This window comes from Duganella paludis (assembly GCF_054461335.1).
In genome coordinates this window covers 1,511,297-1,536,971 of record NZ_CM136922.1, presented here as the reverse complement: position 1 = coordinate 1,536,971, position 25,675 = coordinate 1,511,297, and the positions used below count along the sequence as shown (strand labels likewise).

Here is a 25,675-nt window from a genome sequence, read left to right as displayed (position 1 = left end):
TGCGCTACTTCGCTGCCAGGATGCCTTGTGTGGCGCTGGCTTGCTTGCGCAGCCAGTCGTCGTGCTGGGCCGTGGCCGAGCCGCTCAGGGCGGTGGTGGACTGGTAGTGCTGCAGTTGGCCCGCCAGCGCGGCGACGCTGTTGTTGAGGCTGCTGTCGGTGGACGGCTGCGTCAGCTGGCCGGCGGCGGTGTTGCTGCCGGTGTTGCCGGCTTGCTGGCCGTAGCTGCCGATCGCCTGCGTCAGCTTGGCCGTGCGCTGGGCCAGGAACCAGACGTCGGCCACTTCGTGCGTGCTGCCGTCGGTGCTGGTGTAGCTCGACGTCAGGCCGACCCAGTTGCCCTCGTTGAGCACGCTGGTTTGCTGCGCCGCGACCTGCATGCTGGCCACGCCCAGTTCGGTCAGCGTCTTCAGTTCGCCAGCCTGGCTGACGCCGTCCGCGTTGGCGTCCACCCAGACCCGCAGGTCGCCGTAACGCGCGTCCTTGCTGTCCACCACGCCATCGTGGTTGTTGTCGAGCTCGGCCAGGGCGGCGAAGCCGTCGGTGGTCTTGCCGCCGCTGTTGCTGTGGGTGGCGGTGCCGAACAGTTCGCTGCCATCGTTGATCAGGCCGTCACCGTTGCGGTCCAGGGCCAGCAGGCCGTCGCCGGCACCGACCCAGCCCGTGCTGACCTTCTGGCCGTCGGCGCGGATGTCGAACCGCACCCCGGCGCCGATGCCCAGCGTGGTGACGCCGTTGCCGTCCAGGTCGAGCACCAGCGGGCTGGCCGTCAGGGCGGCGCGTTGATCCGCCGAGAGCGCGTTGAGCTGCGAGGCCAGCAGTGCCGATACCTGGCTCATGGTCAGCGTGCTCAGCTGGTCAACGCTCAGTTGCGCGAAGAGGGCGGGCTTCAAGCTGTTGATCTGCGAGGTTTTCAAGGCCACGATGTCGCTTTCGTCCAGCGCGGCCAGTTGATCGGAGTTCAGGGCGTTGAGGGCGGCGGCCGACAGCGCACGCATGTCGGCGCTGCTGAAGGTGTCGATCTGCGCCACGGTCAGGCCGAGGATCTGGGGCGCGCCCAGCGCCGCCAGCTGCTTGGTGCTGAAGGTGTCGAACAGCGTCGAGTCCAGCATGGCGATCTGGTCGGACGTCAGATAGGAAATCTGCGCCGTGGCCAGCTTGGTCATGCTGCTCAAGCCGTTCAACTGGTCGGTGCTCAGGGCCTTGATCTGCGAGGCGATCAGCGACGGCAGCGCTCTGGTCGACAGCGCGTTGAGCTGGTCCACCGTCAGCACCGCGATCTGCGCCGAGGTCAGCAGCGGCAATTGCTTGGACGTGATGGCGCTCATCGCGGACACGCTCAGCAGCGGCACCTGGTCGGTGCTCAGGTATTGCAGGACCAGGCCGGACGCCTGTTGGGTGGTCAGGCTGCCCAGTTGGGCGGTCGACAGTTGCGCCACCTGCGGCGCTTTCAGCGCGGCCATCTGCGACGAGCGCAGCGACTGGAAGCTGTCGGCGTCGAGCGCGTTCAACTGGTCCGAGGTCAGCGCCTGCACCTGCGTCGAGTTCAGCGTGCCCAGCGTCGACAGGGCGTTGAGCTGGTCGGTGCTCATCACCCGGACGTCGCCGACGGTGATGCCCTGGATCTGGCCGGTGGTCAGGCCGCCCAGCTGGTCAAGCGTGAGGAAACTGAATTGACGCGAGGTGAGGGCGGTCAGCTGGCTGGAGCTCATCGCCCGCAAGTCTTCCAACTCGACGGCGGCGATCTGGTCCGAGGTCAGGCCGGGCAGCGCGGCGAGGGACAGGGCCCTGGTTTGCGCCGGGGTCAGCGCGGCGATCTGGTCGGTGCTCAGCGTGCCGAGCTGGATTTTCGACAGCGAGGCCAGCTGCGCCGTCCGCAAGCCGGCGATGTGGTCGGCGTCCAGCGACAGCAACTGGTCGCTGGAGAGCACGCTGAATTGCAGCGTGGTCAGCGGGCTGAGCGAGCTCAGGCCGCCCAGCTGGTCGGTGTTCAGGGCCTTGATCTGGGCCTGGGTCATCGTGGCGATCTGGCCCGTGGTGAGCACGCCCATCTGGTCCACGCTCAGCAGCTGGATCTGGGTCGACGTCAGGGCGGCGAACTGGCTGGTCTTCAGGCCGGCCAGGTCGGCGTCCTCCATCGCGGCCAACTGGTCGGCGTCGAGCGTGCGGATGGCGTTGGTGCTGACGGCGCGCCACTGGGCCACGCTCAGCAGCGGGATCTGGGTCAGCGTGAGCGAGGCGAACTGCCTGGTCGACAGCGCGGCGATCTGCGCCGTGGTGAGCGCGGCCAGCGCGGCGTCGTCGAGCGCGCCCAGGCTGTCGGTGCTCAGGCCCGCCAGTTGGCCAGGGCTCAGCCATGGCAGGATCATGGCCTGCTGGCCGGTGGTCAGGGCGTGGATCTGGTTGGCGTTCAGCGAACGCAGCTGCCGCGAGCTCAGCGCCATCAACTGGCCGTCGCTGATGACCGCCATGTCCGCCGTGCCCAGCGCCATGATTTGGCCCGTGCTCAGCGCGGCCATATCGCTGAGCTCGATCGCCGCGAACTGGTCGGTGTCGAGCGCGGCGATGGCCTTGGTGCTGAGCGCGCGCAGCTGGTTGCCGCTGAGGCCGACGATCTGGTCGGTGGTGAGGCCGCGCGTCTGGCTGGCGCTCAGGCCGGCCAGGGCGGCCGTGCTGACCACGGCGATCTGGTCGAGCGTCAGCGCTTGCAACTGGTTGGTGGTCAGCGCCGCCAACTGCGCCGAGCGCAGGGCGGCGATGTCGGCGCCTTCGATGGCGGCGATCTGGGCGGCGGTCAAGGCCTGCAGGGCCGGCGTGGTCATGGCGAGCAGGTCGCCGGTGTCGAGGGCGACGATCTGCTCGTTGGTGAGCAGCGGCGTCTGGCTGTTGGTGAGGGCGGCGATCTGGCGCGTGGTCATGGCGGCGATTTGCGCCGCCGACAGGCCCGGCAACTGGTCGGTGGTCAGGGCCCGCACCTGCGCGGTGCCGAGGGCGCTAAATGCGCTCAAGGCGTTGAGCTGGTCGGTGGTCAGGATCGCCACCTGGCCCGCCTTCAGGCCGGCCAGGCTCTGGGTGCTCAGCGCGGCGACCTGGTCGGTGCTGAGGATTTGCAGCTGGTCGGAATTGAGCGACTGCAGCTGCGCCGATTTCAGGAAGGCGAAGTCGCCGGCGTCGATGTACTGGATCTTGGTGGCGTCCAGGCCCTTGAGCGCGGTGGTGCTGAGCGCGCCGACTTGCGCGCCGCTCAGGTAGGCCAGCTGGTTCTGGTCGAGCACCGCCACCTGCATCGAGGTCAGGGCGGCGATCTGGCGCGTGTTGAGGCTATCGATATCGCTCTGCGTCAGCGCGGCGATGCGGGTGGTCGACAATTTGGCGATGTCGGCGGTGCTGGCGTTGGCCAGCTCCGGTTGCACGGCGGCCTGCTGGTCGGGGCTCAGGGCCGCGTATTGGGCGGCGCTGAAGGCCGCCACTTGGGCGCTGCTCAGCGCGTGCAACTGGTCGGTGCTCAGCGCGGTGATCTGGTCGGTGGTCAGGGCGCGCAGCTGCATGCTGTTGAGCGCGGCGAAGTCCTCGACTTCGAGCACCATGATTTGTGCCAGGCTCAGGTGCGACAACAGGCTCACCGACAGCGCCCGTGCTTGCGCGGTCGACAGCGCGATCAGCTGGGCATCGGTCAGGCCCGCCACTTGCGCGGCGTTCAGCGCGGCGATCTGGTTGGTCTTGAACGAGGTCAGGCTGTCGACCGCCATGTTGAACAACTGGTCGGTGCTGAGGGCGCGTACCTGGTTGGTGGTCAGCGCGGTCAGGCTGCTCAGCGCCTCGAGCTGGGCATTGCTCAGGTAGCCGATCTGGCGGGTGCTGAAGGCGGCGATTTCCTGCGTGCTCAGGTTGCTGTACTGGCTGAGCCACAAGCCGGCCAGCTGGTCGCTGGTGAGGGCGACGATCTGGCGCGAACTGAGCGCGCGCAGGTCGACGTCTTCCAGCGCGTTCAACTGGTCGGTGCTGAGGGCGGCCAGGGCGGCGACCGACAGCGCGCGCATCTGCGCGGTGGTCAGGGCCGGCATCTGGTCGGTGGTCAGGAACTGGATCTGGACGCTGTTCAGCGCGGCCAGCTGCGAGGTCTTCAGGTTGGCGATCTGATCGGGCGTGAGCGCGATGATCTGGTCCGACGACATGCCGCCGATCTGCTTGGTGCCGAGGCCGGCGAGGCTGCTCAGCGCGGCAAATTGCTGGGTGGTCATCACGCCCAGCTGGATGGTGGTCAGCGCGCCGATTTCCTGCGAGGTGAAGGCCGACAGCTGGAGCGGCGTCAGCGCGACGATCTGGTCGGTGTTCAGGCTGGCGACCTGGGCGGTGCTGAGGGCGGCGATGTCGGCCTGTTCAATGGCGGCGATCTGGTCGGTGTTGAGGCGGCTCAGGGCGGCGCTGCCCATGCCGCGCACCTGCTGCGTGGTCAGCGCGACGATCTGGTCGGTGCTCAGCGATTGCAGCTGCAGGCTGCTGAGCGCGGCCAGCTGGGCGGTTTTCAGGGTTGGAATTTGTCCCAGCAACAAGGCGCCGATCTGGTCGCTGGTCAGGGCGCGCACCTGCAACGTGGTCAGCGGCGCCAGCGAAGCCAGGCTGTTGATCTGGTCGGTGCTGAGCGCGGCGATCTGCTGGGTGGCCAGGGCGCCCAGCACCTTGGTGCCGATGGCGCCGAACTGGAGCGCGCTGAGCACCGCCAGCTGGTCGCTGTTGAGGCCGACGATCTGGTTGCTGCCGAGCGCGGCGATGTCTTCGATCTCGATCGCCACCACCTGGTCGGTGGTGAGCGCGGCCAAGGTGGCCGTGGCCAGGCTGCGCACCTGCTGCGTGGTCAGCGCCACCACCTGGTTGGTGGTCAGGGCGCCGATCTGGGCACTGTTGAGGCCGGCGATCTGGTTGGTTTTCAGGGTGGCGATGCTGGCGATGCTGGCGATCTGGTCGGTCGTCAGGGCGCCGATCTGCCGGCTGTTCAGCGGCGCCAGCGTGACCAGCGCGGCCATCTGGTCGGTGGTCAGCGCGCGGATCTGCTGGGTGCCGAGGGCGGCGATGATCTGCGTGCTCAGGCCGGCGATCTGGCTCAGCATCAGGTTGCTGACCTGGTCGGTGGTGAGGCCGGCGATCTGTTTGGTGCTGAGGGCCTGCAGGTCGGCCAGCTCCATGGCGCGCAGCTGGTCGGTGTTGAGCGCGCCCAGCTGGTTGGTGGTGAGGGCGCGCGCCTGCTGGGTGGTCAGGGCGACGATCTCGTTGGTGGTGAGCACCGAGGCTTGGTCGGTGGTCAGCGAGGCGATCTGGGCCGTGGTCAGGGCCGCCAGCACGGTCAGCGGCAGCGAGATGATCTGGTCGGTGGTCAGGGCCGCGATGGACGCCGTCGAGAAGCTGGCCAGCGACGACAGGGCGCCCAGCTGGTCGCTGCTCAGCACGGATTTCTGGTCCGGCGTCAAGGCGGCGATTTCCTGGGTGGTCAGCGCCATGATCTGGTCGGTGCGCAGCGCCACCACCTGATCGGTGGTCAGCGCGGCGATCTGGCGCGTGCTCATGGCCACCAGGCCGCCGGCCGTGATGGCGCCGATCTGGTCGGTGGTCAGGGCCTGGATCGCGTTGGTGCCCAGCGCGCGCAGCTGCGCCACCAGCAAGCCGGCGATCTGGTCGGTGGTCAGCGCGGCGACCTGGTCGCCCAGCAGCGCGGCGATCTGGCGCGTGGTCAGCGAGCGCAGGTCGGCCAGGTTCAGGTGCGCGAGCTGGTCGGTGTTGAGCGCCTGCAACTGGCGCGTGCTCAGCGCGCTGAGGGTCAGCAGGGCGTCGAGCTGGGTGTCGTTCATGGCGCCGAGCTGGGACAGCGACAGCGCGGCGATTTCCTGCGTGGTCAGGGCGCGCAGCTGGCCGGTGCTCAGGGCTCCCAGCTGGTCGCTGGTGAGCACGGCGATCTGGCGCGTCGACAGCGAGGCCAGGTCGCCATTGCTGAGCGCGGCGATGCGGTCGGTGGCCAGGGCCACCAGCGCGCTGGTGCTCAGCGCGCGCAGCTGGACGGTGCCCAGCGCCACCATCTGGTCGCTGGTGATGGCGCCGGCCTGCTCGGCCGTCAGCACAGCCAGCTGGGCGGTGCTGAGGGCGGCGAAATCGGCGGTGCTCAGCCCGGCGACCTGGTCGGTCGTCAGGGCGGTGATCTGGCGCGTGGCCAGCGGCGCCAGTTGCAGCGCCTCCAGCTGGTCGCTGTTGAGCACGGCCAGTTGCTCGGCCGTCAGCGCACGCACGGCGGCCGTGCCCAAGGCCGCCAACTGGTCGGTGCGCAGCGCCACGATCTGGTCGGTGCTGAGGCGGGCGATCTGCGCGGTGCGCATGGCGCGGATGTCGCGCGTTTCAATCGCGGCGATGGCGTCGGTGCTGAGCACGGCGATGGCGCCGGTGCTGAGCGCGGCGATCTGCTCGCTGCTGAGGGCGATGATCTGGTCGGTGTTGAGCGATTGCAGCTGGTCGCTGGTGAAGGCGGCCAGCTGGCGCGTGGTCAGCGTGACCAGGTCGGCCGAGTTGATGGTGCCGATCTGGAGGCTGGTCAGGGCGCGGATCTGGCGCGTGGTCAGCACGGCCAGCGAGCGCAGGGCGTCGATCTGGTCGCTGTTGAGCACGGCGATCTGGTCGGTGGTCAGCGCGGTTTCCTGCGCGCTGCTGAGCGCGTACAGCTGCTCGGTCAGCAGGGCCATCACCTGGTCGGTGGTGAGCTTGTTGATCTGCTGCGTGTTCAGCACCGCGAAGTCGCGCGTTTCGATGGCGCGCAACTGGTCGGTGGTCAGGGCGGCGATGCCGTCCGAGCTGAGGCCGCGGAACTGGCCGCCGCCCAGGGCGACGATCTGGTCGGTGGTGAGGGCCTGCACCTGGTCCGAGTTGAGCACGCCGAGCTGGTTGCTGGCCAGCGAGGCCAGGTTGCGGCTCGACAGGGCGCTGATCTGCTGCGTGGTGAAGGCGGACAGTTGGCGGCTGGACATGCCGGCCAGGCTGCTCATGGCGTTCAGCTGGTCGCTGGTGAGCACCGAGATCTGGTCGGTGGTCAGGGCGCCGACCGCCGCCGTGCTGAGGGCGTTGAACTGGTCGGTGAGCAGGGCCGTCAGTTGGTCGGTCGACAGCCGCGCCACCTGGCTGGTGCGCAGGGCGGCGATGTCGCGCGTTTCGATCACGCGGATCTGGTCGGTGGTCAGCGTGTTGAGCATATTGGTGCTCAAGTCGGCGTACTGGGACACGGTCAGGCCGACGATCTGGTCGGTGGTCAGCGCCTGGATCTGGTCGTAGGTCAGCGCGGCCAGTTGGGCGTTGCTGAGGGCGACCAGGTCGCGGCTTTCCAGCGATACCAGCTGGTCGGTGGTCAGGGCGGCGATCTGCGCCGAGTTCAGCGGCGCCAGGGTTTTCAGCGCCGCGATCTGGTCGGTGGTCAGCGAGGCGATCTGGTCGACCGTCAGGCCCTGCTCGGCGGCGGTGCTGAGCGCGGCGAACTGGTCGGTCGTCAGGGCCAGCACCTGCTCGGTGCTCAGGGCGCGCACCTGGCTGGCGTTCAGCACGGCCACGTCGCGCGTTTCCAGCGCCTGCATTTGCAAGGTCGTCAGGGCGATCAGGGTGGCGGTGGTCAGGCTGGCCACCTGGGCGGTGCTCAGCGCCACCAGCTGGTCGCTGGTCAGCACTTGCACCTGGTCGGCGTTGAGCGTGGCCAGCTGGGCGCTGCTGAGGACGACGATGTCCTTGGTTTCCAGCGCCACGATCTGGTCGGTGGTGAGCCAGGCGACCTGGCCGGTGGTCAGCGGCAGCACGGTCTTGATGGCCACGATCTGGTCGGTGGTCAGCACGGCCAGCTGGTCCGGGCGCAGCGCCTGCGCTTCGTCGGTGGTCAGGGCATAGATCTGGTCGGTGGTCAGGGCCACCAGCTGCTCGTAGGTCAGGGCGCGGATCTGGGCCGTGCTCAGGACGCGGATGTCGCGCGTTTCGATGGCCTGGATTTGCGCCGTGTTCAGCTGGGCAAACACACTGGTGCTGAGGGTCTGCACCTGGCTGGTGCTCAGCAGGGCCACCTGGTCGGTGGTCAGGGCCTGGATCTGGTCCGGGGTCAGCGCGGCCAGCTGGGTGCTGGTCAGGGCCACCAGGTCGCGCGTTTCCAGCGTGACCAGCTGGTCGGTGGTGAGCGCGGCGAACTGCGCCGTGCTCAGGGTCAGCAGGGTTTTCAGGGCCGCCAGCTGGTCGCTGCTCAGCACGGCGACCTGGTCCGGCAGCAGGGACGGCAGCATGGTGCTCGACAGCGCGGCCAACTGGGCCGTGCTGAGGGCCTGCAGCTGCTCGTTGCTGAGCACGCGCAGCAGGTTGCTGCCGAGGGCGGGGATGTCGCGCGTCTCGATCGCCTGCACCTGGTCGCTGGTCATCTGGCTCAGCATGGTGGTGCTGAGGCTGGCGATCTGGGTGCTGCTCAGCAGGATCACCTGGTCGGTGGTCAGGGCCTGGACTTGCTCGGCCGTCAGTGCCGCCAGCTGGCTGCCGGTCAGCGCCACCAGGTCCTTGGTCTCGAGCCAGACCAGCTGGTCGGTGGTGAGCGCCTGGATTTGCGCACTGGTCAGCGGCAGCAGCGACTTCAGCGCGGCGATCTGGTCGGTGCTGAACACGGCCAGCTGTTCCGGACGCAGCGACGGCAGGATATTGGTCGACAGCATGAACAGTTGCGCCGTGGTCAGCGCGGTCAGTTGATCGTCGCTCAGGGTGCGCAGCTGGTTGCTGGTGAGGACCGCGACGTCGCGCGTTTCGATGGCCCGGATCTGGTCGGTGGTCAGCTGGCTGATCAGGTTGGTGCTCAGGGCCGCGACCTGCGTCGTGCTGAGCGCGACCACCTGGTCGGTGTTGAGCGCGACCGCCTGGTCGGCGTTGAGCGCGGCCAGTTGGGCCGTGCTCAGGGCGGCGATGGTGCGTGTCGCCAGCGAGGTGACGTGGTCGGTGCTCAGGCCGCCGATCTGGGCCGAGTTGAGCGGCGCCAGCGAGGTCAGGGCCAGCACCTGGTCGGTGCTCAGCACGTTGATCTGGTCGGCGCGCAGGGCGGCGATTTCATTGCTGCGCAGGGCGTGGGCCTGGTCGGTGCTGAGGCCGGCCAGCTGGTCGTAACCGAGCGCGCGGATTTGCTGGCTGGTCAGCCAGACCAGGTCGCGCGTTTCGATGGCCGCGAACTGGTCGCTGCTCAGGCTGATCAGCGAATTGGTGGCCAGCGCGCTGACTTGCAAGGTGCTCAGCTGGGCGATCTGGTCGGTGCTGACGGAAAACAGCTGGCCGGCGCTCAGCGCGTTGATCTGGTGGGTGCCGATCTGCTGCAGCTGGTTCGACACCAGCGAGGCCACCTGGTCGCTGGTGAGCGCGCCGATGGCGGCGGTGCTGATGGCGCGCAGCTGCTGCGAGCTCATGCTGGTGAGCTGGTCGGTGGTCAGGTTGACGATCTGGTCCGAGCTGATGCTGCCGACCTGGGTAATCTGCAGCGCGCGCACGTCGCGGGTTTCCAGCGCGGCAAGCTGGGTCGGCGCCAGCAGGTTCAGCTGGCGCGTGGTCAGCGCGGTCATGTGCTGGGTGGTCAGCGCCACCAGCTGGTCGGTGGTCAGGGTCAGCAGCTGGTCGCTGGTCAGCGCGGTGATGTTGGCCGGCTTGAAGGCGGGAATCGCATCGGTGGTCAGGCCGAGGACGCCGTCCAGGCTCAGGTTGGAAATTTGCAGGGTCGACAAGGCACGCACGTTGGCCGTGGACAGCACGCCGATCTGGTCGGACGAGAACGCCCGCATGTCCTCCGTCGTCAAGGTGACGATCTGGGCGGTCGTCCACGAGACGATGTGGTCAGTGGTATAGGTCGGTATGTTCGTGCTCATGCAGGCTTCTCCAGGCAAGCTTCCATGATACGCGGGTTATTGCCTCATGGAAACCAAAAATCACGTTGCGGCTATTGCATTTCCCTATGGTCGCAGGCCTGGAGGTCGAACCGGCAAGCTTTCCGGTTTGACTACGGGCGGTCGTTGCGACCAGGTGCGCGGCATCAGCCGCGCGCGTTCAATGCCGTCCAAAAACAGGTTCTGCATCGGTGCGCCGAGGTAGGGCAGGGTCATGGCGATCACCAGCAGCCCCACGCCCAACGTAATCGGAAAACCGATGCCAAATAAATTCAACTGCGGCGCGGCGCGGGTCAGGATGCCGAGCGCCACGTTGGTAATCAACAAGGCCGCCACGATCGGCAGCGACAGCTGCACGCCGGTGGCGAAAATCCGTCCGCCCCAGTCGGCCAGCTGCTTGAAGCCGCCGCCGTAGATGGGGATGCTCGACACCGGCAGGGTCGAGAAACTCTCCACCAGCGCCGACAGCAGCACCAGATGCGCATTCACGGCCAGAAACGCCATGGTCGCCACCAGCGACAAAAACTGGCTGATGGCGGACGACCGGCCCTGGGTGTTCGGATCGAAAAACGTCGCAAACCCCAGGCCCATGGTCAGGCTGGAAATCTCGCCGGCCATTTCCACCGCCGCAAAAATGATGCGGATGCTGAAACCCATGGCCAAACCGATCAGCATTTCCTGCGCCAAGATCAGCAATCCCGCCATCGATAATGGATCGGTGGCCGGCCAGGCCGGCACCGCCGGCGCCACGATCAGCGCCAGGCCGACGCCGAGGCTCACCTTGACGCTGGCCGGCACCGCCTTGTTGCCGAACAACGGCGAGGCGGCCAGCAGCGCCAGGATGCGCGTGAGCGGCCACAGCAGGCTGGTGATCCATATATTGATATCGGCAGCGGAGACGGTCAGCATAAGGGTCTGTTACATTTCCGTCCGGCACTTTTTTGAATTGTAGACGAACTTTTTATGAATTCGGAAACTGTTACAATTTGATAAAACATTGACGCGTCAACCCACCAGCAGCGGGATGCCGGTGAACACCTCGCGCATGTAGTCGAGCATGATCGACAGCATCCACGGGCCGGCCACCACCAGCGCGACAAAAATGCCGACCAGTTTGGGGATGAAGGACAGCGTCTGTTCATTGATCTGGGTGGCGGCCTGGAAAATACTCACCACCAGGCCGATGAGCAGCGCCACCAGCAGCATGGGGGCGGCGATCATCAGGGTTACCTCCATGGCATGTTTGCCCATGGTCATCACGCTTTCGGGCGTCATAGCGGCCTCCTAGTAGAAGCTTTGGGCAAGCGAGCCGAGCAGCAACTGCCAGCCGTCCACCAGCACAAACAGCATCAGCTTGAACGGCAGCGAAATCACGGCCGGCGACATCATCATCATCCCCATCGACATAAGTACAGAGGCGACCACCATGTCGATAATCAGAAATGGAATGAAGATGGCAAAGCCGATCTGGAACGCGGTTTTCAACTCGCTGGTGACAAACGCCGGCACCAGAATGCGCAGCGGCACGTCTTCCGGCCCCTGCAGGGCAGGGCTGCGCGACAGTTTGACGAACAGCGCCAGGTCGGCTTCGCGGGTTTGCTTGAGCATGAAAGTTTTTAATGGGGCCGCGCCCTTGTCGAGCGCCTCGCTCATGTTGAGCTTGTTTTCCTGCAGCGGCAGGTAGGCTTCGTTGTAGATCTTGTCGAAGGTCGGGCCCATGACGAACAGGGTCAGGAACAGGGCCAGGCCGACGATGACCTGGTTGGGCGGCGCCGATTGCGTGCCCAGCGCCTGGCGCAGCAGCGACAGGACGATGATGATGCGGGTGAAACTGGTCATCAGCAACAGCGCGGCCGGGATGAAGGTCAGCGCCGTCATCAGCAGCATGGTCTGGATCGGCAGCGAGTAATTGGTGCCGCCGCCCGGCGCCGGCGAGGAAGTCAGTGCCGGGATGCCGATGTTGGATTGCGCCGCCACCACCAGGGGCAGGGCCAGCAGTCCCAGCATCAGCAGGGATTTGCCCTTATTTGCCATTGCGCTTGTCTATCGTTTGTTTGAACCATTCGGCGAAGTTGGCGGTCGGCACGCTGGCCTGTTGCACCGGTTCGCTGTTTTCCTGGCGCGGCATGGTGGCCAGCGCGTTCATGCGGCCGGGCGAGGCGCCCACCACGATCCATTGTTCGCCCACTTCCACCACCAGGATGCGCTCGCGCGTGCCGACGCTGAGGCTGCCGACCAGCTTGATGTTGCTGTTGCCGCCGCCGAAGTTCTTCGGGCCGAAGCGCTTGGTCAGCCAGGCCAGGCCCAGCATCAGGCCGATCACGAACAGCAGGGCCAGCGCCGTTTGCAGCAGGCTGCCGCCGGTGGACGGCGCGCTCGCTTGCGGCGTCGGGATGGTCATGGTCATGGCGTTCGGCTGGGCCGGCGCCACGGCCGCCGGCGCCGCAGGCGTGGCCGGCGCGGCGGAGGTATCGGTCGCGGCGGCCGGACCGGTCGTCGGTGCGGCGCTAGCGTCGGCGGGGGCGGGGGCGGCTGGCGTGGCGGCCGGGGCGCCGGTGGCGGCCTGGGCCGCGCCGATGGTGCCCGAGACGCTGCGCTGGGCCATTGCAGGCGCGGCGGCCAGGGCCGCCGCGAGGATCAGGGTTGAAATCAGGCTATGCTTCATTTATTGAGTTTTCGGATACGTTCGGACGGCGTGATGATGTCGGTCAGGCGGATACCAAACTTGTCATTCACCACCACCACCTCGCCCTGGGCGATCAGGCAGCCGTTCACCAGCACGTCCATCGGCTCGCCGGCCAGGCCGTCCAGTTCCACCACCGAGCCCTGCGCCAGTTGCAGCAGGTTCTTGATGGCGATCTTGGTGCGTCCCAGTTCCACCGTCAGCTGGACCGGAATATCGAGGATGAAGTCGATATCGTTATGTGTCTCGGTCTTGCTGGGGGTGCTGGAAAAGTCCTTGAATACGGCGGCGCTGGCCGCCTGCGCGGCTTGCTGTTTTTCCAGCGCGGCGGCTTCGGCCTGCGCCTGTTCGGCGATCGCCGCACCCCATGGATCGTCATCGTCCAGCGCTTGATCGTCTTGATTGTCCGACATGTTTCTCTCCGGTGTTATTTAAGATTATCGGTGTTGGCCAGCAGTTTCTCGACCTTGAGCGCGTATTGGCCGTTCATCACGCCGTAGCTGCAATCCATCACCGGTACGCCGTCGACGGTGGCCGAAATGAATTCCGGGATCGTCAGCGGGATGATGTCGCCCACCCGCATGTTCAGGATCTCGTCGAAATTGACCTTGGCCGTGCCCAGCGACGCCACCACTTCCACTTCGGCGATCTGGATCTGTTGCGTCATCAGGCGGATCCAGCGCTTGTCCACTTCCAGCGCCTCGCCCTGCAGGCTGGAGGTCAGCGAATCGCGGATCGGCTCGATCATCGAGTACGGCATGCAGAAGTGGATCTGGCCCGACACCGAGCCCAGCTCCACCGTGAAGGTCGACGCCACCACCACCTCGTTGGGCGTGGCGATGTTGGCGAACTGCGTATTCATTTCCGAGCGAATATATTCGAACTCGACCGGGTAGACCGGTTCCCACGATTTGGTGTAGGCCTCGAACACGATGTCGAGGATGCGCAGGATGATGCGCTGCTCGGTCTGGGTAAAGTCGCGGCCTTCGACGCGGGTGTGGAAACGACCGTCGCCGCCGAACAGATTGTCCACCAGCAGGAACACCAGGCCCGGATCGAACACCATCAGGGCCGTGCCGCGCAGCGGCTTCATGTGCACCAGGTTGAGGTTGGTCGGCACCACCAGGTTGCGGATGAACTCGGAATACTTGGACACCCGCACCGAGCCGACCGAGACCTCGGCGCTGCGGCGCAGGAAGTTGAACAGGCCGACGCGCAGCAGGCGGGCGAAACGTTCATTGATAATTTCCAGCGTCGGCATACGGCCGCGCACGATACGTTCCTGGGTGGCCAGGTTGTACGTGCGGACGCCGGCGACGTCCTCTTGCGTCGCAACGTCGTCCTGGTCGCCGTTGACACCCTTCAGAAGGGCATCGACTTCTTCCTGGGAGAGAAAATTATCAGCCATGATTCGCTTATTTTCTGCGTTGTTACTGAATGATGAAGGACGTGAACAGCACGTCTTCGATTTCCTGCTGCGGGCCGCGGTCTTCGAACGGCTCCCGCAGCTGGGCAATGATTTCCTTGGCCAGCTGGACCTTGCCTTCCGGCGTGTTGATGTCGGCCGCGCGCTTGCTCGACAGCAGCAACAGCATGCGGCTGCGCACCTTGGCCATGTTCTCCTTGACCACGGTCTGCTCTTCCAGGCCGCCCACCTGCAAGGTGAACGCCACCTGCAGGTACTGGTCGCCGCCGGCTTCGCCCGGCTGCAGGTTGACCGTGAACGGCTCCACCGGCACGTACTCGGGCTTGGTGGCCGCCTTCTTCGATTTCTTTTTCTTCGGCGCCTCGTCATGCTCTTCCGCATCGGCCTGGCCGTGCATGAAATACCATGCCGCACCGGCGCCGCCGCCGCCCAGGACGAGCACCAGGGCGAGGATAATGATGATCAGTTTCTTGCTGCCGCCGCCCGTAGGCGCTTCAACTTTCTGATCGGCTTTCATTTTTGGGTTCGCTTTCAAAATTGCCCTTCATCCTGCGGTGTGGATCATGCCGCCATTATGTCATTATCGGTTGTGCCTGCGCAGTTGCATCCGCCGAAAAGAGCGACCTTCCCGCTGCTGCTTAACGTTTCCGTAGTGTAACAGACAACAAAACCGGGAAGGCAGGGCGCCGATCCCGGTTGGTTTGCTGACGGTGCTTCCGGATCAGGCGAAAGTGTCGACCGCGCCCGCCGGCAGGCGCCGTACTGGCGGCGCGTTGCGTGCGGCCTCCGCCGCGCTGTTGTTATCGCGGCCATAACCGTTGCCGGAGCGTCCAGACCCGCCGTTGCCGCCACCGTTTTGCGCCGAGTTCGCTTGCTGGTTGTTGGCGCTGTTGTTCTGATCCGACATGCCGGCCGAGACTGTGGCGCTGCCGAGCTGGATGCCGGCCTCGCTCATCATCTCCTTGAGTTTCGGCAGGGCCGATTCCAGCGCCTGGCGTACTTCCGGCGCGGCCGAGCTGAAGGCGGCGGTGGCCTGGTCCTTGTTGATGCTCAGCACAACCTGCAGCGGGCCGAGGTCGGGCGGGTTCAGTTCCATGGTGGCGCTTTGCTCGCCGCCGGCAGCCATGAAGATGATCTTCTGGCCCAGTTGCTGGTCCCATTGCTGGGTGCCGACGCGGCTGCTGAGCTTGTCGGTGGGCACGGCGGTCGCGGCTTTCGCCAATTCCTGGGTGGCGTGGCTGGCGGTGGGCGCGACCGTGATGCTGGCTTCTTTCAGCGCGGCAGCAGCTTCGGGCGTGGCGGTGGCGCCGGCTTTCTGGGTGCTGGCCAGCTGGGCGGGATCGGCGGCCTGCTGCTGTTGCTGGGTTTGCGGCGCCTGCACTTGCGCGTCGCTGGCCGGGGCGGCCTTGGTTTCGATGCGGTTGAGGATGTCGGCACCGGCTTTCGGCGCGGCCTCGGCCACGGCGCCGGTGCCGGCGGCTTCGGCCGCAGGCTGGGATGGCACTGCGGCCTGGCTGGCGGCTGGCGCGGCGGCCGGCAGCACCGGCTCCAGGCTACCGGCTTCGGTCTTGCCTGCGGCGGCGGCTTGTGCTGCGGCAGCGGCGGCTGCCGTGGCGTCGGCGGCGGTCTGGGCGGCCGAGCCGGCCTTGCCCAGGGCGGTCTTGAAGGCGGCGGCTGCGGCGGCCTGGTCTTGTGCGGCTTGCAGCGCGGCGGTATCGGCATCGTTGGCTGTCGCGCCGCTGGTGGTGGACGCGGCGGCGGCTGCGGCGGCCAAGGTGGCTGCATCGGCGCTGGCGTCGGCGCCCGCATCGGTGGCTGCGCCTTTTCCGGCGGCGGCGCCCGCTGCGGCTGCAATGGCGGCTTGCGCGGCCTGGGCTGCGGCAGAGGCGGCAGCTGCGTCGGCGCTGCTGCTGGCGGCGGTGCCGGCGCTGGCGATGGCGGCAACGCCGGTATCGGTGGTGCTGGCCGGCGTGCTGGCCGGCGCGGCCGGCTGGTTAAGGGCGGCCACCAAGGCCAGCATGTCGGCTACCGGATCGACGGTTTGCGCCGCTTGCGCATCGTTGCTAGCGGCATTGGCGTTATTGGCCTCGCCGCCGCCGGCGTTATCGCCGTCGCTGGTGGCCGTTTTGGCCGGCGCTGTTGCGCCATCGGCGTTGGCTACGGCGGTGGATGGCGCGCTGGCTTCGGTGTCGTTGTTGGGGGCTTCCGCCTGTTTGGCGGGGGCGGCCTGCGCCGGCTTGGGGCCGGAAGCGCGCGACGCGGCAGGGCGCTCGGCTGCGCGGGTCGGCTGGGTCGAGCGGCCGGTGTTCTCGCCGCCTTGGGCCTGGCGATGATCCATTTCGCGCGACAGCGCTTGCTTGAAGGCGTTGTTGTCGCCGCCGGCGCCGAGGTTGAGGTTGACTTTGGGCGCGGCCACTGCATTGGCGTTCAGCGTGGGAATTTGGAGATTCGGGGTTTGCATGTTTCGCGCTCTCTAGATGTCATCGTTTGTAGTACGCCTGCCTGGCTGCGTGTTCGTCCATCTGCTTCTGGTCGCGCTTGTTTTCCAGCTTGAGCGCGGCGGCGTCCGCCCGGTCGTTCAGGGTGGAGTAGGACATGCGCTTGCGCTCGCTGGCCTGCCACGCCGCCTTCTCCTGCGTGCAGCGGTGCTCGGCGTGCTTGATCATGTCCAGCTGTCCCCGCACCGCCGTTTCCAGCTTATCAATGAACGCCACGAAATTGCGGTAGGCCATGGGCGTAATGCCCGCCGCCTGCGCCGCTTCGAAACGCTTGAAGTATTCGTCCTGGTAGCCGACCAGCATCTGATGCTTTTGCTTGGCGTCTTCCACAGCCTTCAGGGCAACGCCCAGCCGTTTGGCGGCGTCGTCCGTTTCGCGCCGCGCCAGGTCCATCAAGGTTTCTAATTGCGCTTTGGAAGCCATGGTGAGTCAATTATAGGTGGCGTATTAACACGTCAATCAGTCGAATAGAGAGGTAAGTTGGCCCAAGCTCTCGCCCATGGTCACCCGTTCGGTGATCTGTTGCTGCAAGAAGTGCTCGATGCGGTCATGCAATTGGATGGCCTGGTCCAGCACCGGGTCGGTGCCGGCGGCATAGGCGCCCACGCTGATCAGGTCGCGGCTGCGCTCGAAGCGCGAAAACAGCTGCTTGAGCTGGCGCGCCTTGGTCTGGTGCTCGTGCGAGGTGATCGAGTGCATGGCGCGGCTGATCGATTGCTCGATGTCGATGGCCGGGTAGTGGCCGGCTTCGGCCAGGCGGCGGTTGAGTACGATGTGGCCGTCCAGAATCGCGCGCGCCGAGTCGGCGATCGGGTCCTGCTGGTCGTCGCCCTCGGTCAGTACGGTGTAGAAGGCGGTGATCGAGCCGCCGCCCATTTCGCCGTTGCCGGCGCGTTCGACCAGGATCGGCAGCTTGGCGAACACCGACGGCGGATAGCCCTTGGTGGCCGGCGGTTCGCCGATGGCCAGGGCGATTTCGCGCTGCGCCATGGCGTAGCGGGTCAGCGAGTCCATGATCAGCAGCACGTTCTGGCCCTGGTCGCGGAAGTGCTCGGCGATGGCGGTGGCGTAGGCCGCGCCTTGCAGGCGCATCAGCGGCGGCGTGTCGGCCGGGGCCGCCACCACGACGGAGCGCGCCAGGCCCTCCTCGCCCAGGATCTGTTCGATGAATTCCTTGACCTCGCGGCCCCGTTCGCCGATCAGGCCGACCACGATGATGTCGGCTTCGGTGTAGCGCGCCATCATGCCCAGCAACACCGACTTGCCGACGCCGGAACCGGCGAACAGGCCCATGCGCTGGCCGCGTCCCACGGTCAGCATGGCGTTGATCGAGCGCACGCCGACGTCCAGGGTTTCGGTGATCGGCGCGCGGCCCAGCGGATTGGCGGGGCGGGTGTTGATCGGCGCGCTGTCGCTGGTGTTGAGCGGGCCGAGGCCGTCGAGCGGGCGGCCGGCGCCGTCCAGCACGCGGCCCAGCAGTTCGGGGCCGACCGGCAGGTGGCGCGCGCGGTCGCTCGGGCGGCGGCGCGGATGGCTCACGCTGCCCGGCTTGGGGATCGCCGGCTCGACCGGGAACACGCGGGTGCCGGGCACCACGCCTTCGACGTCGGACTGCGGCATCAGGAACAGCTTGTCGCCCTCGAAACCGACCACTTCGGCTTCGATCTTGCCGCCGGCCGGCAGCGGCACGGTGCAGGCGGCGCCCACGGCCAGGCGCAGGCCGACCGCCTCCATCACCAGCCCGGCCACGCGCGTGACGCGGCCCGAGACCTGCATCGGCTCGACAAAGCTGACGACTTCGGCGCAATCTTTCAGATAGGATTTCCAGCGCCCGGCGTGGGTGGCGGCGGTGCTTGCAGGCGCATCAGGGGCAAGGGGGGCTGCAGGGGAGGCGACGGCGTCCATGATCTCAGGCCAGCCAGTCCGCTTCTTTGCCCAGCGCATTGCTCAGGCGTTGCCAGCGCGCGGCGGCGGTGGCGTCGATCTGGTTGCTGGCGGTATCGACCTTGCAGCCGCCACGGCCGACGTTGACGTCTTCCACCACGCGCCAGCCGCCCTTGTCCAGTTCCTCGCCGATGCCGGCGCGCACGGTGGCGGCGTCGTCCGGGTGCAGCACCAGCAGCGCCGGCTGCTGCAGCACCGGCAGGTATTCGATGGCGTCGCGCACGATCGGCAGGATCAGCTCCGGCTTGACCTGCAGCGCGTTCTTCAGCATACCCTTGGCCAGTTGCAGGGCCAGCTCCAGCACTTCGTTGGCGATCAGCTGGTCGGCGTCCTGCAGCGCGCTGCTGAAGCTGTCGGCCAGCGCGCGCACGTGTTGCAACTCTTCCTTGGAGGCCAGCTTGCCGGCCTCGATGGCGTCGGCGTGGCCGGCCGCATGGCCCTCTTCATAGCCGTCCTGGCGGGCGTCCTCGCGGATTTGTTCGAGTTCCTCGACGGTCGGATAGGCGACCGGCGGCGGCAGCGGCGGGCCCATGGACATCTGTTCCTGCTGGGCCTGCAAAGCTTCCTCGATGCGCTGCTCGGCTTCCAGGCGCGCGTTCTCGGCGTCGACGTCGCGTTGCTCGGCTTCGCGCAGGGCGATCGAGCTCGGCCGTTCGTCGCCGAACGAGGTCATTTCCCAGCGCTGAAACGCCGGCTGCTGTTCTTTGGAGTGAATCGCCATGATTAAACGAAGGAATCCTCACCTTTACCGCCAAGCACGATCTGGCCTTCGTCGGCCAGACGGCGCACGATTTGCAGGATTTGCTTTTGCTGCGTTTCCACTTCCGACAGGCGCACAGGGCCTTTCGACTCCAGATCCTCGCGCATCATTTCCGAAGCGCGCGCCGACATGTTCTTGAAGATCTTGTCGCGCAGCTCCTGCGACGCGCCTTTCAGCGCAACGATCAGCATTTCCGACTGCACCTCGCGCAACAGCAGCTGGATGCCGCGGTCGTCGATATCGATCAGGTTGTCGAACACGAACATCTCGTCCATGATCTTTTGCGCCATGTCGTTGTCGTAGTTCTTGATGTTGTCCATCACCGAGCTTTCCTGCTCGCCGCTCATGAAGTTGAGGATCTCGGCGGCGGCGCGCACGCCGCCCAGGGTGGACTTCTTGATGTTTTCGTTGCCCGACAGCAGCTTGGTCAGCACGTCGTTCAGCTCGCGCAGCGCGGCCGGCTGCACGCCGTCCAGGGTGGCGATGCGCAGCACCACGTCGTTGCGCAGGCGGTCGGTGAAGTTGCCAAGAATTTCGCAGGCCTGGTCGCGTTCCAGGTGGACCAGGATGGTGGCGATGATCTGCGGGTGTTCGTTGCGGATCAGCTCGGCCACGGATTGCGAATCCATCCACTTCAGCGATTCGATGCCGGACGCGTCCTTGCCGCCCAGAATGCGCGACAGCAGCACCGAGGCCTTGTCGTCGCCCAGCGCCTTGGTCAGCACCTGGCGGATGTACTCGTCGGAATCGAGGCCGACGGTGGAGGCGGCCGCCACCATGTCGCGGAAATTGTCGAGCGTGCCGACCACTTCCTCGTGCGGCACGTTCTTCATGGTGGCCATGGCCGCGCCCAGCTTCAGCACTTCGCGCGGGCCGAGGAATTTCATCACCTCGGCGGCCTCGGTTTCGCCCATCGCCAGCATCAGGATGGCGGCTTTTTGCAGTCCGGTGTTCTCAGTCATTTGCGCCTATCCATTCCTTAATCACGTTGGCCACAATGCGTGGGTCTTCGACCGCCAGTTTCTTGGCCATGGCCAGGTTCTCGCGATAGCCGCGGGCGGTGTTCTCTTCCATCTTGCGCAGTTCTTCTTCGGCGATGAGGGCCTCGTCCGGACCTTCTTCCACCGGCTCTTCCGGCACTTCCGGTTCCGGTTCCGGCGCGTTGATCTCGTCGATCTTCTTGAACACCGGGCGCATCATAGGACGCACGATGCGCAGCACGATGTACAGCAGGATCAGGGCGGTAATCAGGAACTTCGCCAAATCCTTGGCCATCGGCAAGTTGGCAGGATCTTTCCACCATTCCGGCGGCGCCTCGTAAGGCTTGTCGACGCCGTCGAAAGGCGAATTGGCAACGCTGACGGCGTCGCCGCGATCCTGGTTGTAGCCCATGGCCTGACGCACCAGATCGTTAATCTTGGTCATCTCTTCAGGAGTATAGGCTTTTACCGTGACTTTGCCGTCCTTATCGACAGTGCGCTTGTAGTTGACCACCACCGCCACGGTCAGGCGGCGCAGGCCGCCCATGCCGCGTTGCTCGTAGCGCACGGTCTTGTCGACTTCATAATTGGTGGTCGATTCCTTGTGGGTCGGGCTGGCGGCGGCGCCGGCCGGCAGCGTGCCCGGCACGGTGCCCGGCGGCGGCGCGTTGGGGCCGTTGGCCTGGGCGGTCTGGTTCAGCGGCGCGGTGGCGGTGCCCGGCGGCTGGTTCGACAGCGCGCCCGGAATCCCGCCCGGATTGGTGTTGGCGCCGCCGCCCGAGGTTTCGCTGCTCTGCTGGCTGCGGATGGCGGAGGCGGCCGGCGGCGAGTTCGGCTTGTAGTTCTCGGTGGCTTGCTCGATCTGGGCGAAGTCGACATCGGCCACGGCTTCGGCGCGCACATTGCCGTCGCCGACGATGGGGACGACGATCGATTCGACCTGGCGGATCACCTGCGCCTGCAGGTCCTTGACGTATTTCAGCTGCTGCTCGTCGAGCTTGGCGTTGAGGCCGCCGGCGCCGTTTTTGTTTTGATCGGAAATCAGGTTGCCTGCCTGGTCGACCACGGTGACGTTGGCCGGCAGCAGTTCCGGCACGCTGGAGGCGACCAGGTGGACGATGGCGCCGGTTTGCTGCTGGTCGAGCTTGCGGTTCGGGTGCAGGGTGACGATCACCGAGGCGGTCGGCTTTTGCTGGTCGCGCACGAACACGGACGGTTTCGGCAGCGCCAGGTGGACGCGGGCGTTCTCGACCGGGGCCAGCGACATGACCGAGCGCGCCAGTTCGCCTTCCAGGGCGCGCTGGTAATTGACCTGTTCCAGGAACTGGGACACGCCCAGCTTCTGGTTCTCCATCAGCTCGAAGCCGACGTTGCCGCCTTTCGGCAAGCCTTGCGCCGCCAGTTTCAGGCGGATGTCGTGGACTTGTTCGGCCGGCACCAGGATGGCGCCGCCGTTATCGGCGAACTTGTGCTTGACCTGCAGCTTGTCCAGCTCGGCCGTGATGGCGCCGCCGTCGCGGTCGGTAAAGTTGGAGAACAGCACCGCGTATTCGGGCGGCTTGTTCCACAGGTAGAGGCCGATCAGGATGGCGATGATGGCCGCCGCGCCGGCGGCGCGCAGGAAATTGCGCCCCATCGGCGTCTGGATGAAGGGCAGCTTCTCGGCGCCGTCGTCGGCTGCGCCGGCTACTGTGTCGTTGTCGATTTCTTCCGCTACGGCCATGATGGTTGGGTCCCGAATAAGGGTTCTTGAAGGAATACGGCCATTATTGCTTGTAATCTGGAAATCCAATAGCGGGAACAGAGCACCGTTTACGGTCCTGCTCGATGCAGGCCTATGGTGTTGCGCTTGGTATTCTGTCACCACTGATAAAGCCGTGCGTAATTGTAACGCCACGGTTGCTTGTCTCGCGGGAATTTATTTCACGAAAGCAATAATAAGGAGTGAGGAATGAGAACAGGTGGAATTGACAGCAGTCAGATCCAGGCCATGATCGCGCAATTAAAAGCGCACGCGACCAAGCCCAACCTGACGCCGCCGGTGATCCAGACGGAAGCGCCGGCGGCGCCGAAGGCGCAGTTTTCGGACGCCTTGAAGAAGTCGCTGGACGCGGTCAACGCCAGCCAGGTGGAAGCGGACGGCATGAGCAAGCGCTTCGCCATGGGCGACGACAGCGTCAGCCTGTCGGACGTGATGATCGCGCAGCAAAAAGCCAGCATCAACTTCCAGGGCGCGATCCAGGTGCGCAACAAGCTGGTCTCGGCCTACCACGAGATCATGAATATGCAAGTCTAAAACCCGGGGTCAGGTCCTCCATTGCTACACGGGCTCTGCCGTAGCGATCGCTACGGCAGAGCCCGTGTAGCAATGGAGGACCTGACCCCGGTTTTAGCTCAGGCCGGCGATGCGGGCGTTGCGCTCGCGTTCCAGCTTGGTGATGTAGCGCTGGACGTAGGCCAGGTTGCCGCGCGAGATGCCGACGAATTCGCAGCCCAGGCGGCGGTTGGTTTTGTTGTTGAGCAGCGTCAGGTCTAGCGAGTTGCGCACCTGTAGCGAGGTGGTGACCTGGCCGATCTCCGGCAGGTCGATGCGGCATTCCGCGTAGTTTTTCCCCACCGCCTCGCCCAAAATCATTTTGTTGTCGAGGATGGCGATGCCGCCGCAGCTGATGTCGGCCAGCGGGAAGGTGGTCGGGCCGCCCAGTTCGGCCGGCAGCGCGATCTGCACCCGCACCGGGTTGCTCACCGGCGTGGAAATCCGGTAGTACTCGCGCCGCTGCAGACGGATCAGCGTCGGCGGAATGGCGATCATGAACGCCGGGTTGCCCTCGTAGACGGCCGGCTCGATCTGGTCGGCCGCGAACAGGATGCGGACCTTGTCCAGCGTGGTTTCAAACGACAGCCGGCGCGAGGCCAGGATGCGCTTGTTCTGCTCCTGGTCGATCGAACAGTCCAGGTAGACCACGTTGGCCGCTTCATCCACGTCCAGGATGGAGGTGACGCAGACGTCGGACTCGCCCTGGATCAACATGCGGATCAACTGGTTTTTTTCGCCGATACCGCGCAGCAGGGAAAAGATTTCCCGTTTTGATTCGACTTCAAAATCGTGCCAGTTTTCCAATTCCGCATCCTGAAAGTGTGGGTACATCGCGTGTGGCTCGATTCAAATCTCGGTCAATGGGATGCTGCTGTCCGGCGCCGGGGGCAAGGGCTGTCCAGACTTTTGCGCTGCTTCAATATGATATAGCCACGCTAACAGTTCCGCAATTGTACGATAGAGAATCGGTGGGATTTGTTGGTCAAGATCAACTTCCATGAGCAGCGAGACAAGTTCCTTGGACTCGTGGATGGCCACCCCCGCCTCCTGCGCCACGTGGATGATCTGTTCGGCCACCAGGCCCCGGCCCTTGGCCACCACCTTGGGCGCCGGCTTGCCGGTGTCGTAGGCCAGGGCCACCGCCTGTTGCAGCGGCCGGCGCGGCGCTTCATCCTTCATTACCGTCCTCCTGGCTGATGGTCAGCGAGGATAGTTGCGCCCCGGCGGCGGCCATCGCGCTTTCCAGCTGGCCGGCCCAGGCGCGCAGGGTGGTGGCGCCGCCGTCGGTGTCGGTCTGCACCTGGATGTGGACCTGGTCGCCGACCAGCGTCACCGCCGCCGACACCGCGCCCAGCAATGGCAGGCGGAAACGCACGCCGCTGCGCCAGATCTGCTCCGGCTCGCCTTCCGCCTGGCCGCCGTCCTTGCCGCCTTCGCGCTGGTCGCGCCGCACTTCCCATTGCATCTGCTGGCCCGGCCACGCCTGGCCCTGCCACAGCACGCGGTGTTGCTCCTGCGTGTGCAATTGCTGGTTGATCATTTGCGCCGCGCTCAGGTCGGGACCGTTGCCGGCCGCGCGTGCGGCCGTTTCGCCGCCTTGCTGGAGCAGGCGCTGCATTTGCGGCTCGCGCATCAGCTCGGTGAGCGGGCGCTCGCCCTTGACCCATTCCGCCACGTGCGATTCGTAGAACAGGCCGCTTTTGGAGATGGTGTCCTGCAGCTTTTGCGCCAGCACGTCGGTGTCCGGCGCCGAGTTGCCGAACAGCGCGGTCTTGCCGATCAGCGCGGTTTGCGCCGCCTGGCCCGCCTGCGCCGTGCCGAGGATGGTGGTCAGCACGCGCGCCGCGCTGCTGAGCGTGGCCTGCGGCGTGTTGGCGCTCAGTTCCGGCAGTTCGCTGGCCGGTGTCAGCGGCGCTTTGCCGAGCAGGGTGGCGCCCAGGCTTTGCGGTTTGACGGCGTCGGCGGGGAGGGCGCCGCCGGCGGCCAGCGCGGCGGCGGCCTGGCCTGCCAGCTGCGGCTGGGCGGCAGCGGCCGGCGTGGCGAGTGTGGCGGCTGGGTTCGGCGTGGCCGTGCCGGCGACGGCGGGCCGGCCGGCTTGTGCGGCGGCGTTGGCGGGGGTGCCGCGCGCGTCCGGCGTGGCGGCCATCTCGGGCGTGTCGGCGGCGGCCTGTGCTCCGGATCCGGGCGCCGCGCCCGCTGCGGCAGGCGCGGCGCCGGCCGGCAAGCCGGGACGGGCCGCCGTGCCGGGCGTGCCGGCGGCGCCAGGATTGGCGTTGGCGGGATTGGGAACGGCGGGTTTGAGCTGGCCCGGCGCCGCCTCGCCCTCGGCGGCCGGCTGGGCGTCGGCGCCGGCCGACACGGTGGGTTGGCCGGGCAGGCCCGGCGTGGCGCCGGCGGCCGGCTTGCCGCCGCCGGGCACGTAGACCGCCGGGCCTTGCGACGGCAGGCTGGCGGCCGGCTCGCCGCCCTCGGTGGCGCCGCCATCGGTGTACAACAGGGTGGGCGTGGCGCCCGGCTGGCTAGTGCCGAGCTGGAAGGTGGGACGCGGCTGGGCGCTGAGCACGGTGAGCGGCACGCTGGTGCCGACCTGGGTGTCGCCCGGCAGCATCAGCCGCACGGCGTTGTCGGCCACCTTGACCAGGTAGCTGCCATCCTTGAGCTTGGACATCACCTCGGCCGGCACGGTCTGGCCGACCAGGCTTTGCACGGCGCGCTGGAAGGCCGCCTGGCGGCCGTCGCCGATGCCGACGCCCGCACCGGCCCCGTCGGCCGGCTTGACCGGCGTCACCAGGGCGTCCAGGCGCGGCAGCATGGCGCGCGCCCGCTTTAAACGCTGCCGTAGGCGTTGACGACGCGCCGTTCGGCGCCGGTCGAATTGATCAGTTTGGACAGTTGCGCCATCCACGGCATGGTCAGGTCGCGGATCTGGCGGTCGGCGTTGAGCATCTGGCGGATCAGTTCGATCTTGCGTTCGCGGGCGGCGCCGCTCATCGGCTGCTGCGGTTCTTGCTCGCGCAGCACCTGGACGTGGGCGGCGCAGCGCTGCTCCAGTAGGACCAGGGCGTCCCAGTCGGAACGGGTGGCGGCCTGCACCATTTGTTCGGTCAGGTCGGCCATCGCGGCGTACACGGATAAAACATCTTGAATCGTCATCATA

General features: G+C 66.4%; 19 protein-coding genes. 1 reads left to right on the top strand and 18 read right to left on the bottom strand.

The annotated features are described in order from the left end of the window. Positions 1 to 4: 4 nt before the first annotated feature. From ACXZ1M_RS06890 to fliF, 14 genes are all read right to left on the bottom strand, one after another. Positions 5 to 9,892 carry an iron-regulated protein frpC gene (locus ACXZ1M_RS06890; protein WP_459052445.1) on the bottom strand — a complete coding sequence of 3,296 codons (9,888 nt, stop codon included), beginning with the start codon at positions 9,890 to 9,892 and terminating at the stop codon, positions 5 to 7. Between the two features lie 84 nt (positions 9,893 to 9,976). Then, positions 9,977 to 10,819: a flagellar biosynthetic protein FliR gene (gene fliR / locus ACXZ1M_RS06885; protein WP_459052444.1), complete on the bottom strand. Its 843-nt coding sequence runs from the start codon at positions 10,817 to 10,819 to the stop codon at positions 9,977 to 9,979. Positions 10,820 to 10,915: 96 nt separating this feature from the next. Continuing rightward, positions 10,916 to 11,185, bottom strand: coding sequence for a flagellar biosynthesis protein FliQ (fliQ, locus tag ACXZ1M_RS06880; protein WP_459052443.1), 270 nt, complete (start codon positions 11,183 to 11,185; stop codon positions 10,916 to 10,918). Between the two features lie 9 nt (positions 11,186 to 11,194). After that, positions 11,195 to 11,944, bottom strand: a complete 750-nt coding sequence (gene fliP, locus ACXZ1M_RS06875; protein ID WP_459052442.1) for a flagellar type III secretion system pore protein FliP — start codon at positions 11,942 to 11,944, stop codon at positions 11,195 to 11,197. Further along, positions 11,934 to 12,575 (bottom strand): flagellar biosynthetic protein FliO, encoded by a 642-nt coding sequence (gene fliO, locus ACXZ1M_RS06870; RefSeq protein ID WP_459052441.1) that lies wholly within the window; start codon positions 12,573 to 12,575, stop codon positions 11,934 to 11,936. Before fliO ends, fliP begins: the two co-directional genes overlap by 11 nt. Continuing rightward, the gene (gene fliN / locus ACXZ1M_RS06865) at positions 12,572 to 13,006 is read right to left on the bottom strand and encodes a flagellar motor switch protein FliN (protein WP_459052440.1); all 435 of its coding nucleotides are present in this window, start codon (positions 13,004 to 13,006) and stop codon (positions 12,572 to 12,574) included. Before fliN ends, fliO begins: the two co-directional genes overlap by 4 nt. Before the next feature lie 14 nt (positions 13,007 to 13,020). Then, a complete protein-coding gene (fliM, locus tag ACXZ1M_RS06860) occupies positions 13,021 to 14,001 on the bottom strand; it encodes a flagellar motor switch protein FliM (RefSeq protein ID WP_373988506.1) in 981 nt (326 codons plus the stop codon). Between the two features lie 22 nt (positions 14,002 to 14,023). Next, positions 14,024 to 14,536 (bottom strand): flagellar basal body-associated protein FliL, encoded by a 513-nt coding sequence (gene fliL / locus ACXZ1M_RS06855; protein WP_459052439.1) that lies wholly within the window; start codon positions 14,534 to 14,536, stop codon positions 14,024 to 14,026. Positions 14,537 to 14,740: 204 nt separating this feature from the next. Next, a complete protein-coding gene (locus ACXZ1M_RS06850; RefSeq protein WP_459052438.1) occupies positions 14,741 to 16,480 on the bottom strand; it encodes a flagellar hook-length control protein FliK in 1,740 nt (579 codons plus the stop codon). Between the two features lie 19 nt (positions 16,481 to 16,499). Next, positions 16,500 to 16,940 (bottom strand): flagellar export protein FliJ, encoded by a 441-nt coding sequence (fliJ, locus tag ACXZ1M_RS06845; RefSeq protein ID WP_459052437.1) that lies wholly within the window; start codon positions 16,938 to 16,940, stop codon positions 16,500 to 16,502. Positions 16,941 to 16,976: 36 nt separating this feature from the next. Further along, positions 16,977 to 18,422 carry a flagellar protein export ATPase FliI gene (gene fliI, locus ACXZ1M_RS06840; protein WP_459052436.1) on the bottom strand — a complete coding sequence of 482 codons (1,446 nt, stop codon included), beginning with the start codon at positions 18,420 to 18,422 and terminating at the stop codon, positions 16,977 to 16,979. A gap of 4 nt (positions 18,423 to 18,426) precedes the next feature. Then, positions 18,427 to 19,182, bottom strand: a complete 756-nt coding sequence (locus ACXZ1M_RS06835; protein WP_459052435.1) for a flagellar assembly protein FliH — start codon at positions 19,180 to 19,182, stop codon at positions 18,427 to 18,429. Between the two features lie 2 nt (positions 19,183 to 19,184). Beyond that, positions 19,185 to 20,183, bottom strand: a complete 999-nt coding sequence (gene fliG, locus ACXZ1M_RS06830; RefSeq protein ID WP_110844722.1) for a flagellar motor switch protein FliG — start codon at positions 20,181 to 20,183, stop codon at positions 19,185 to 19,187. After that, a complete protein-coding gene (fliF, locus tag ACXZ1M_RS06825; RefSeq protein ID WP_459052434.1) occupies positions 20,176 to 21,924 on the bottom strand; it encodes a flagellar basal-body MS-ring/collar protein FliF in 1,749 nt (582 codons plus the stop codon). Before fliF ends, fliG begins: the two co-directional genes overlap by 8 nt. A gap of 228 nt (positions 21,925 to 22,152) precedes the next feature. On the opposite strand from fliF, the gene fliE reads away from it, so the two are divergent. Continuing rightward, a complete protein-coding gene (gene fliE / locus ACXZ1M_RS06820) occupies positions 22,153 to 22,497 on the top strand; it encodes a flagellar hook-basal body complex protein FliE (protein ID WP_459052433.1) in 345 nt (114 codons plus the stop codon). A 93-nt stretch (positions 22,498 to 22,590) separates the two neighbouring features. On the opposite strand, the gene ACXZ1M_RS06815 is transcribed toward fliE, so the two are convergent. From ACXZ1M_RS06815 to ACXZ1M_RS06800, 4 genes are read right to left on the bottom strand one after another with little or no spacing between them, the layout of a single operon-like run. Continuing rightward, on the bottom strand, positions 22,591 to 23,349 hold the full coding sequence (locus ACXZ1M_RS06815) for a flagellar brake protein (RefSeq protein ID WP_459052432.1): 759 nt from the start codon (positions 23,347 to 23,349) through the stop codon (positions 22,591 to 22,593). Positions 23,350 to 23,364: 15 nt separating this feature from the next. Next, positions 23,365 to 23,697 (bottom strand): EscU/YscU/HrcU family type III secretion system export apparatus switch protein, encoded by a 333-nt coding sequence (locus ACXZ1M_RS06810; protein ID WP_459052431.1) that lies wholly within the window; start codon positions 23,695 to 23,697, stop codon positions 23,365 to 23,367. Next, entirely contained in the window at positions 23,687 to 25,330 is a 1,644-nt protein-coding gene (gene fliK, locus ACXZ1M_RS06805) for a flagellar hook-length control protein FliK (protein WP_459052430.1), read from the bottom strand. The genes ACXZ1M_RS06810 and fliK overlap by 11 nt, the downstream gene beginning before the upstream one ends. Positions 25,331 to 25,344: 14 nt before the next feature. Further along, positions 25,345 to 25,674, bottom strand: coding sequence for a flagellar protein FliT (locus tag ACXZ1M_RS06800; RefSeq protein ID WP_459052429.1), 330 nt, complete (start codon positions 25,672 to 25,674; stop codon positions 25,345 to 25,347). Position 25,675: the final 1 nt, after the last annotated feature.

Bases quoted from the DNA above. Each gene is read 5' to 3' on its own strand.
- ACXZ1M_RS06890 (WP_459052445.1), bottom strand. From the start codon at position 9,892: ATGAGCACGAACATACCGACCTATACCACTGACCACATCGTCTCGTGG.
- fliR (WP_459052444.1), bottom strand. From the start codon at position 10,819: ATGCTGACCGTCTCCGCTGCCGATATCAATATATGGATCACCAGCCTG.
- fliQ (WP_459052443.1), bottom strand. From the start codon at position 11,185: ATGACGCCCGAAAGCGTGATGACCATGGGCAAACATGCCATGGAGGTA.
- fliP (WP_459052442.1), bottom strand. From the start codon at position 11,944: ATGGCAAATAAGGGCAAATCCCTGCTGATGCTGGGACTGCTGGCCCTG.
- fliO (WP_459052441.1), bottom strand. From the start codon at position 12,575: ATGAAGCATAGCCTGATTTCAACCCTGATCCTCGCGGCGGCCCTGGCC.
- fliN (WP_459052440.1), bottom strand. From the start codon at position 13,006: ATGTCGGACAATCAAGACGATCAAGCGCTGGACGATGACGATCCATGG.
- fliM (WP_373988506.1), bottom strand. From the start codon at position 14,001: ATGGCTGATAATTTTCTCTCCCAGGAAGAAGTCGATGCCCTTCTGAAG.
- fliL (WP_459052439.1), bottom strand. From the start codon at position 14,536: ATGAAAGCCGATCAGAAAGTTGAAGCGCCTACGGGCGGCGGCAGCAAG.
- ACXZ1M_RS06850 (WP_459052438.1), bottom strand. From the start codon at position 16,480: ATGCAAACCCCGAATCTCCAAATTCCCACGCTGAACGCCAATGCAGTG.
- fliJ (WP_459052437.1), bottom strand. From the start codon at position 16,940: ATGGCTTCCAAAGCGCAATTAGAAACCTTGATGGACCTGGCGCGGCGC.
- fliI (WP_459052436.1), bottom strand. From the start codon at position 18,422: ATGGACGCCGTCGCCTCCCCTGCAGCCCCCCTTGCCCCTGATGCGCCT.
- ACXZ1M_RS06835 (WP_459052435.1), bottom strand. From the start codon at position 19,182: ATGGCGATTCACTCCAAAGAACAGCAGCCGGCGTTTCAGCGCTGGGAA.
- fliG (WP_110844722.1), bottom strand. From the start codon at position 20,183: ATGACTGAGAACACCGGACTGCAAAAAGCCGCCATCCTGATGCTGGCG.
- fliF (WP_459052434.1), bottom strand. From the start codon at position 21,924: ATGGCCGTAGCGGAAGAAATCGACAACGACACAGTAGCCGGCGCAGCC.
- fliE (WP_459052433.1), top strand. From the start codon at position 22,153: ATGAGAACAGGTGGAATTGACAGCAGTCAGATCCAGGCCATGATCGCG.
- ACXZ1M_RS06815 (WP_459052432.1), bottom strand. From the start codon at position 23,349: ATGTACCCACACTTTCAGGATGCGGAATTGGAAAACTGGCACGATTTT.
- ACXZ1M_RS06810 (WP_459052431.1), bottom strand. From the start codon at position 23,697: ATGAAGGATGAAGCGCCGCGCCGGCCGCTGCAACAGGCGGTGGCCCTG.
- fliK (WP_459052430.1), bottom strand. From the start codon at position 25,330: ATGCTGCCGCGCCTGGACGCCCTGGTGACGCCGGTCAAGCCGGCCGAC.
- ACXZ1M_RS06800 (WP_459052429.1), bottom strand. From the start codon at position 25,674: ATGATGACGATTCAAGATGTTTTATCCGTGTACGCCGCGATGGCCGAC.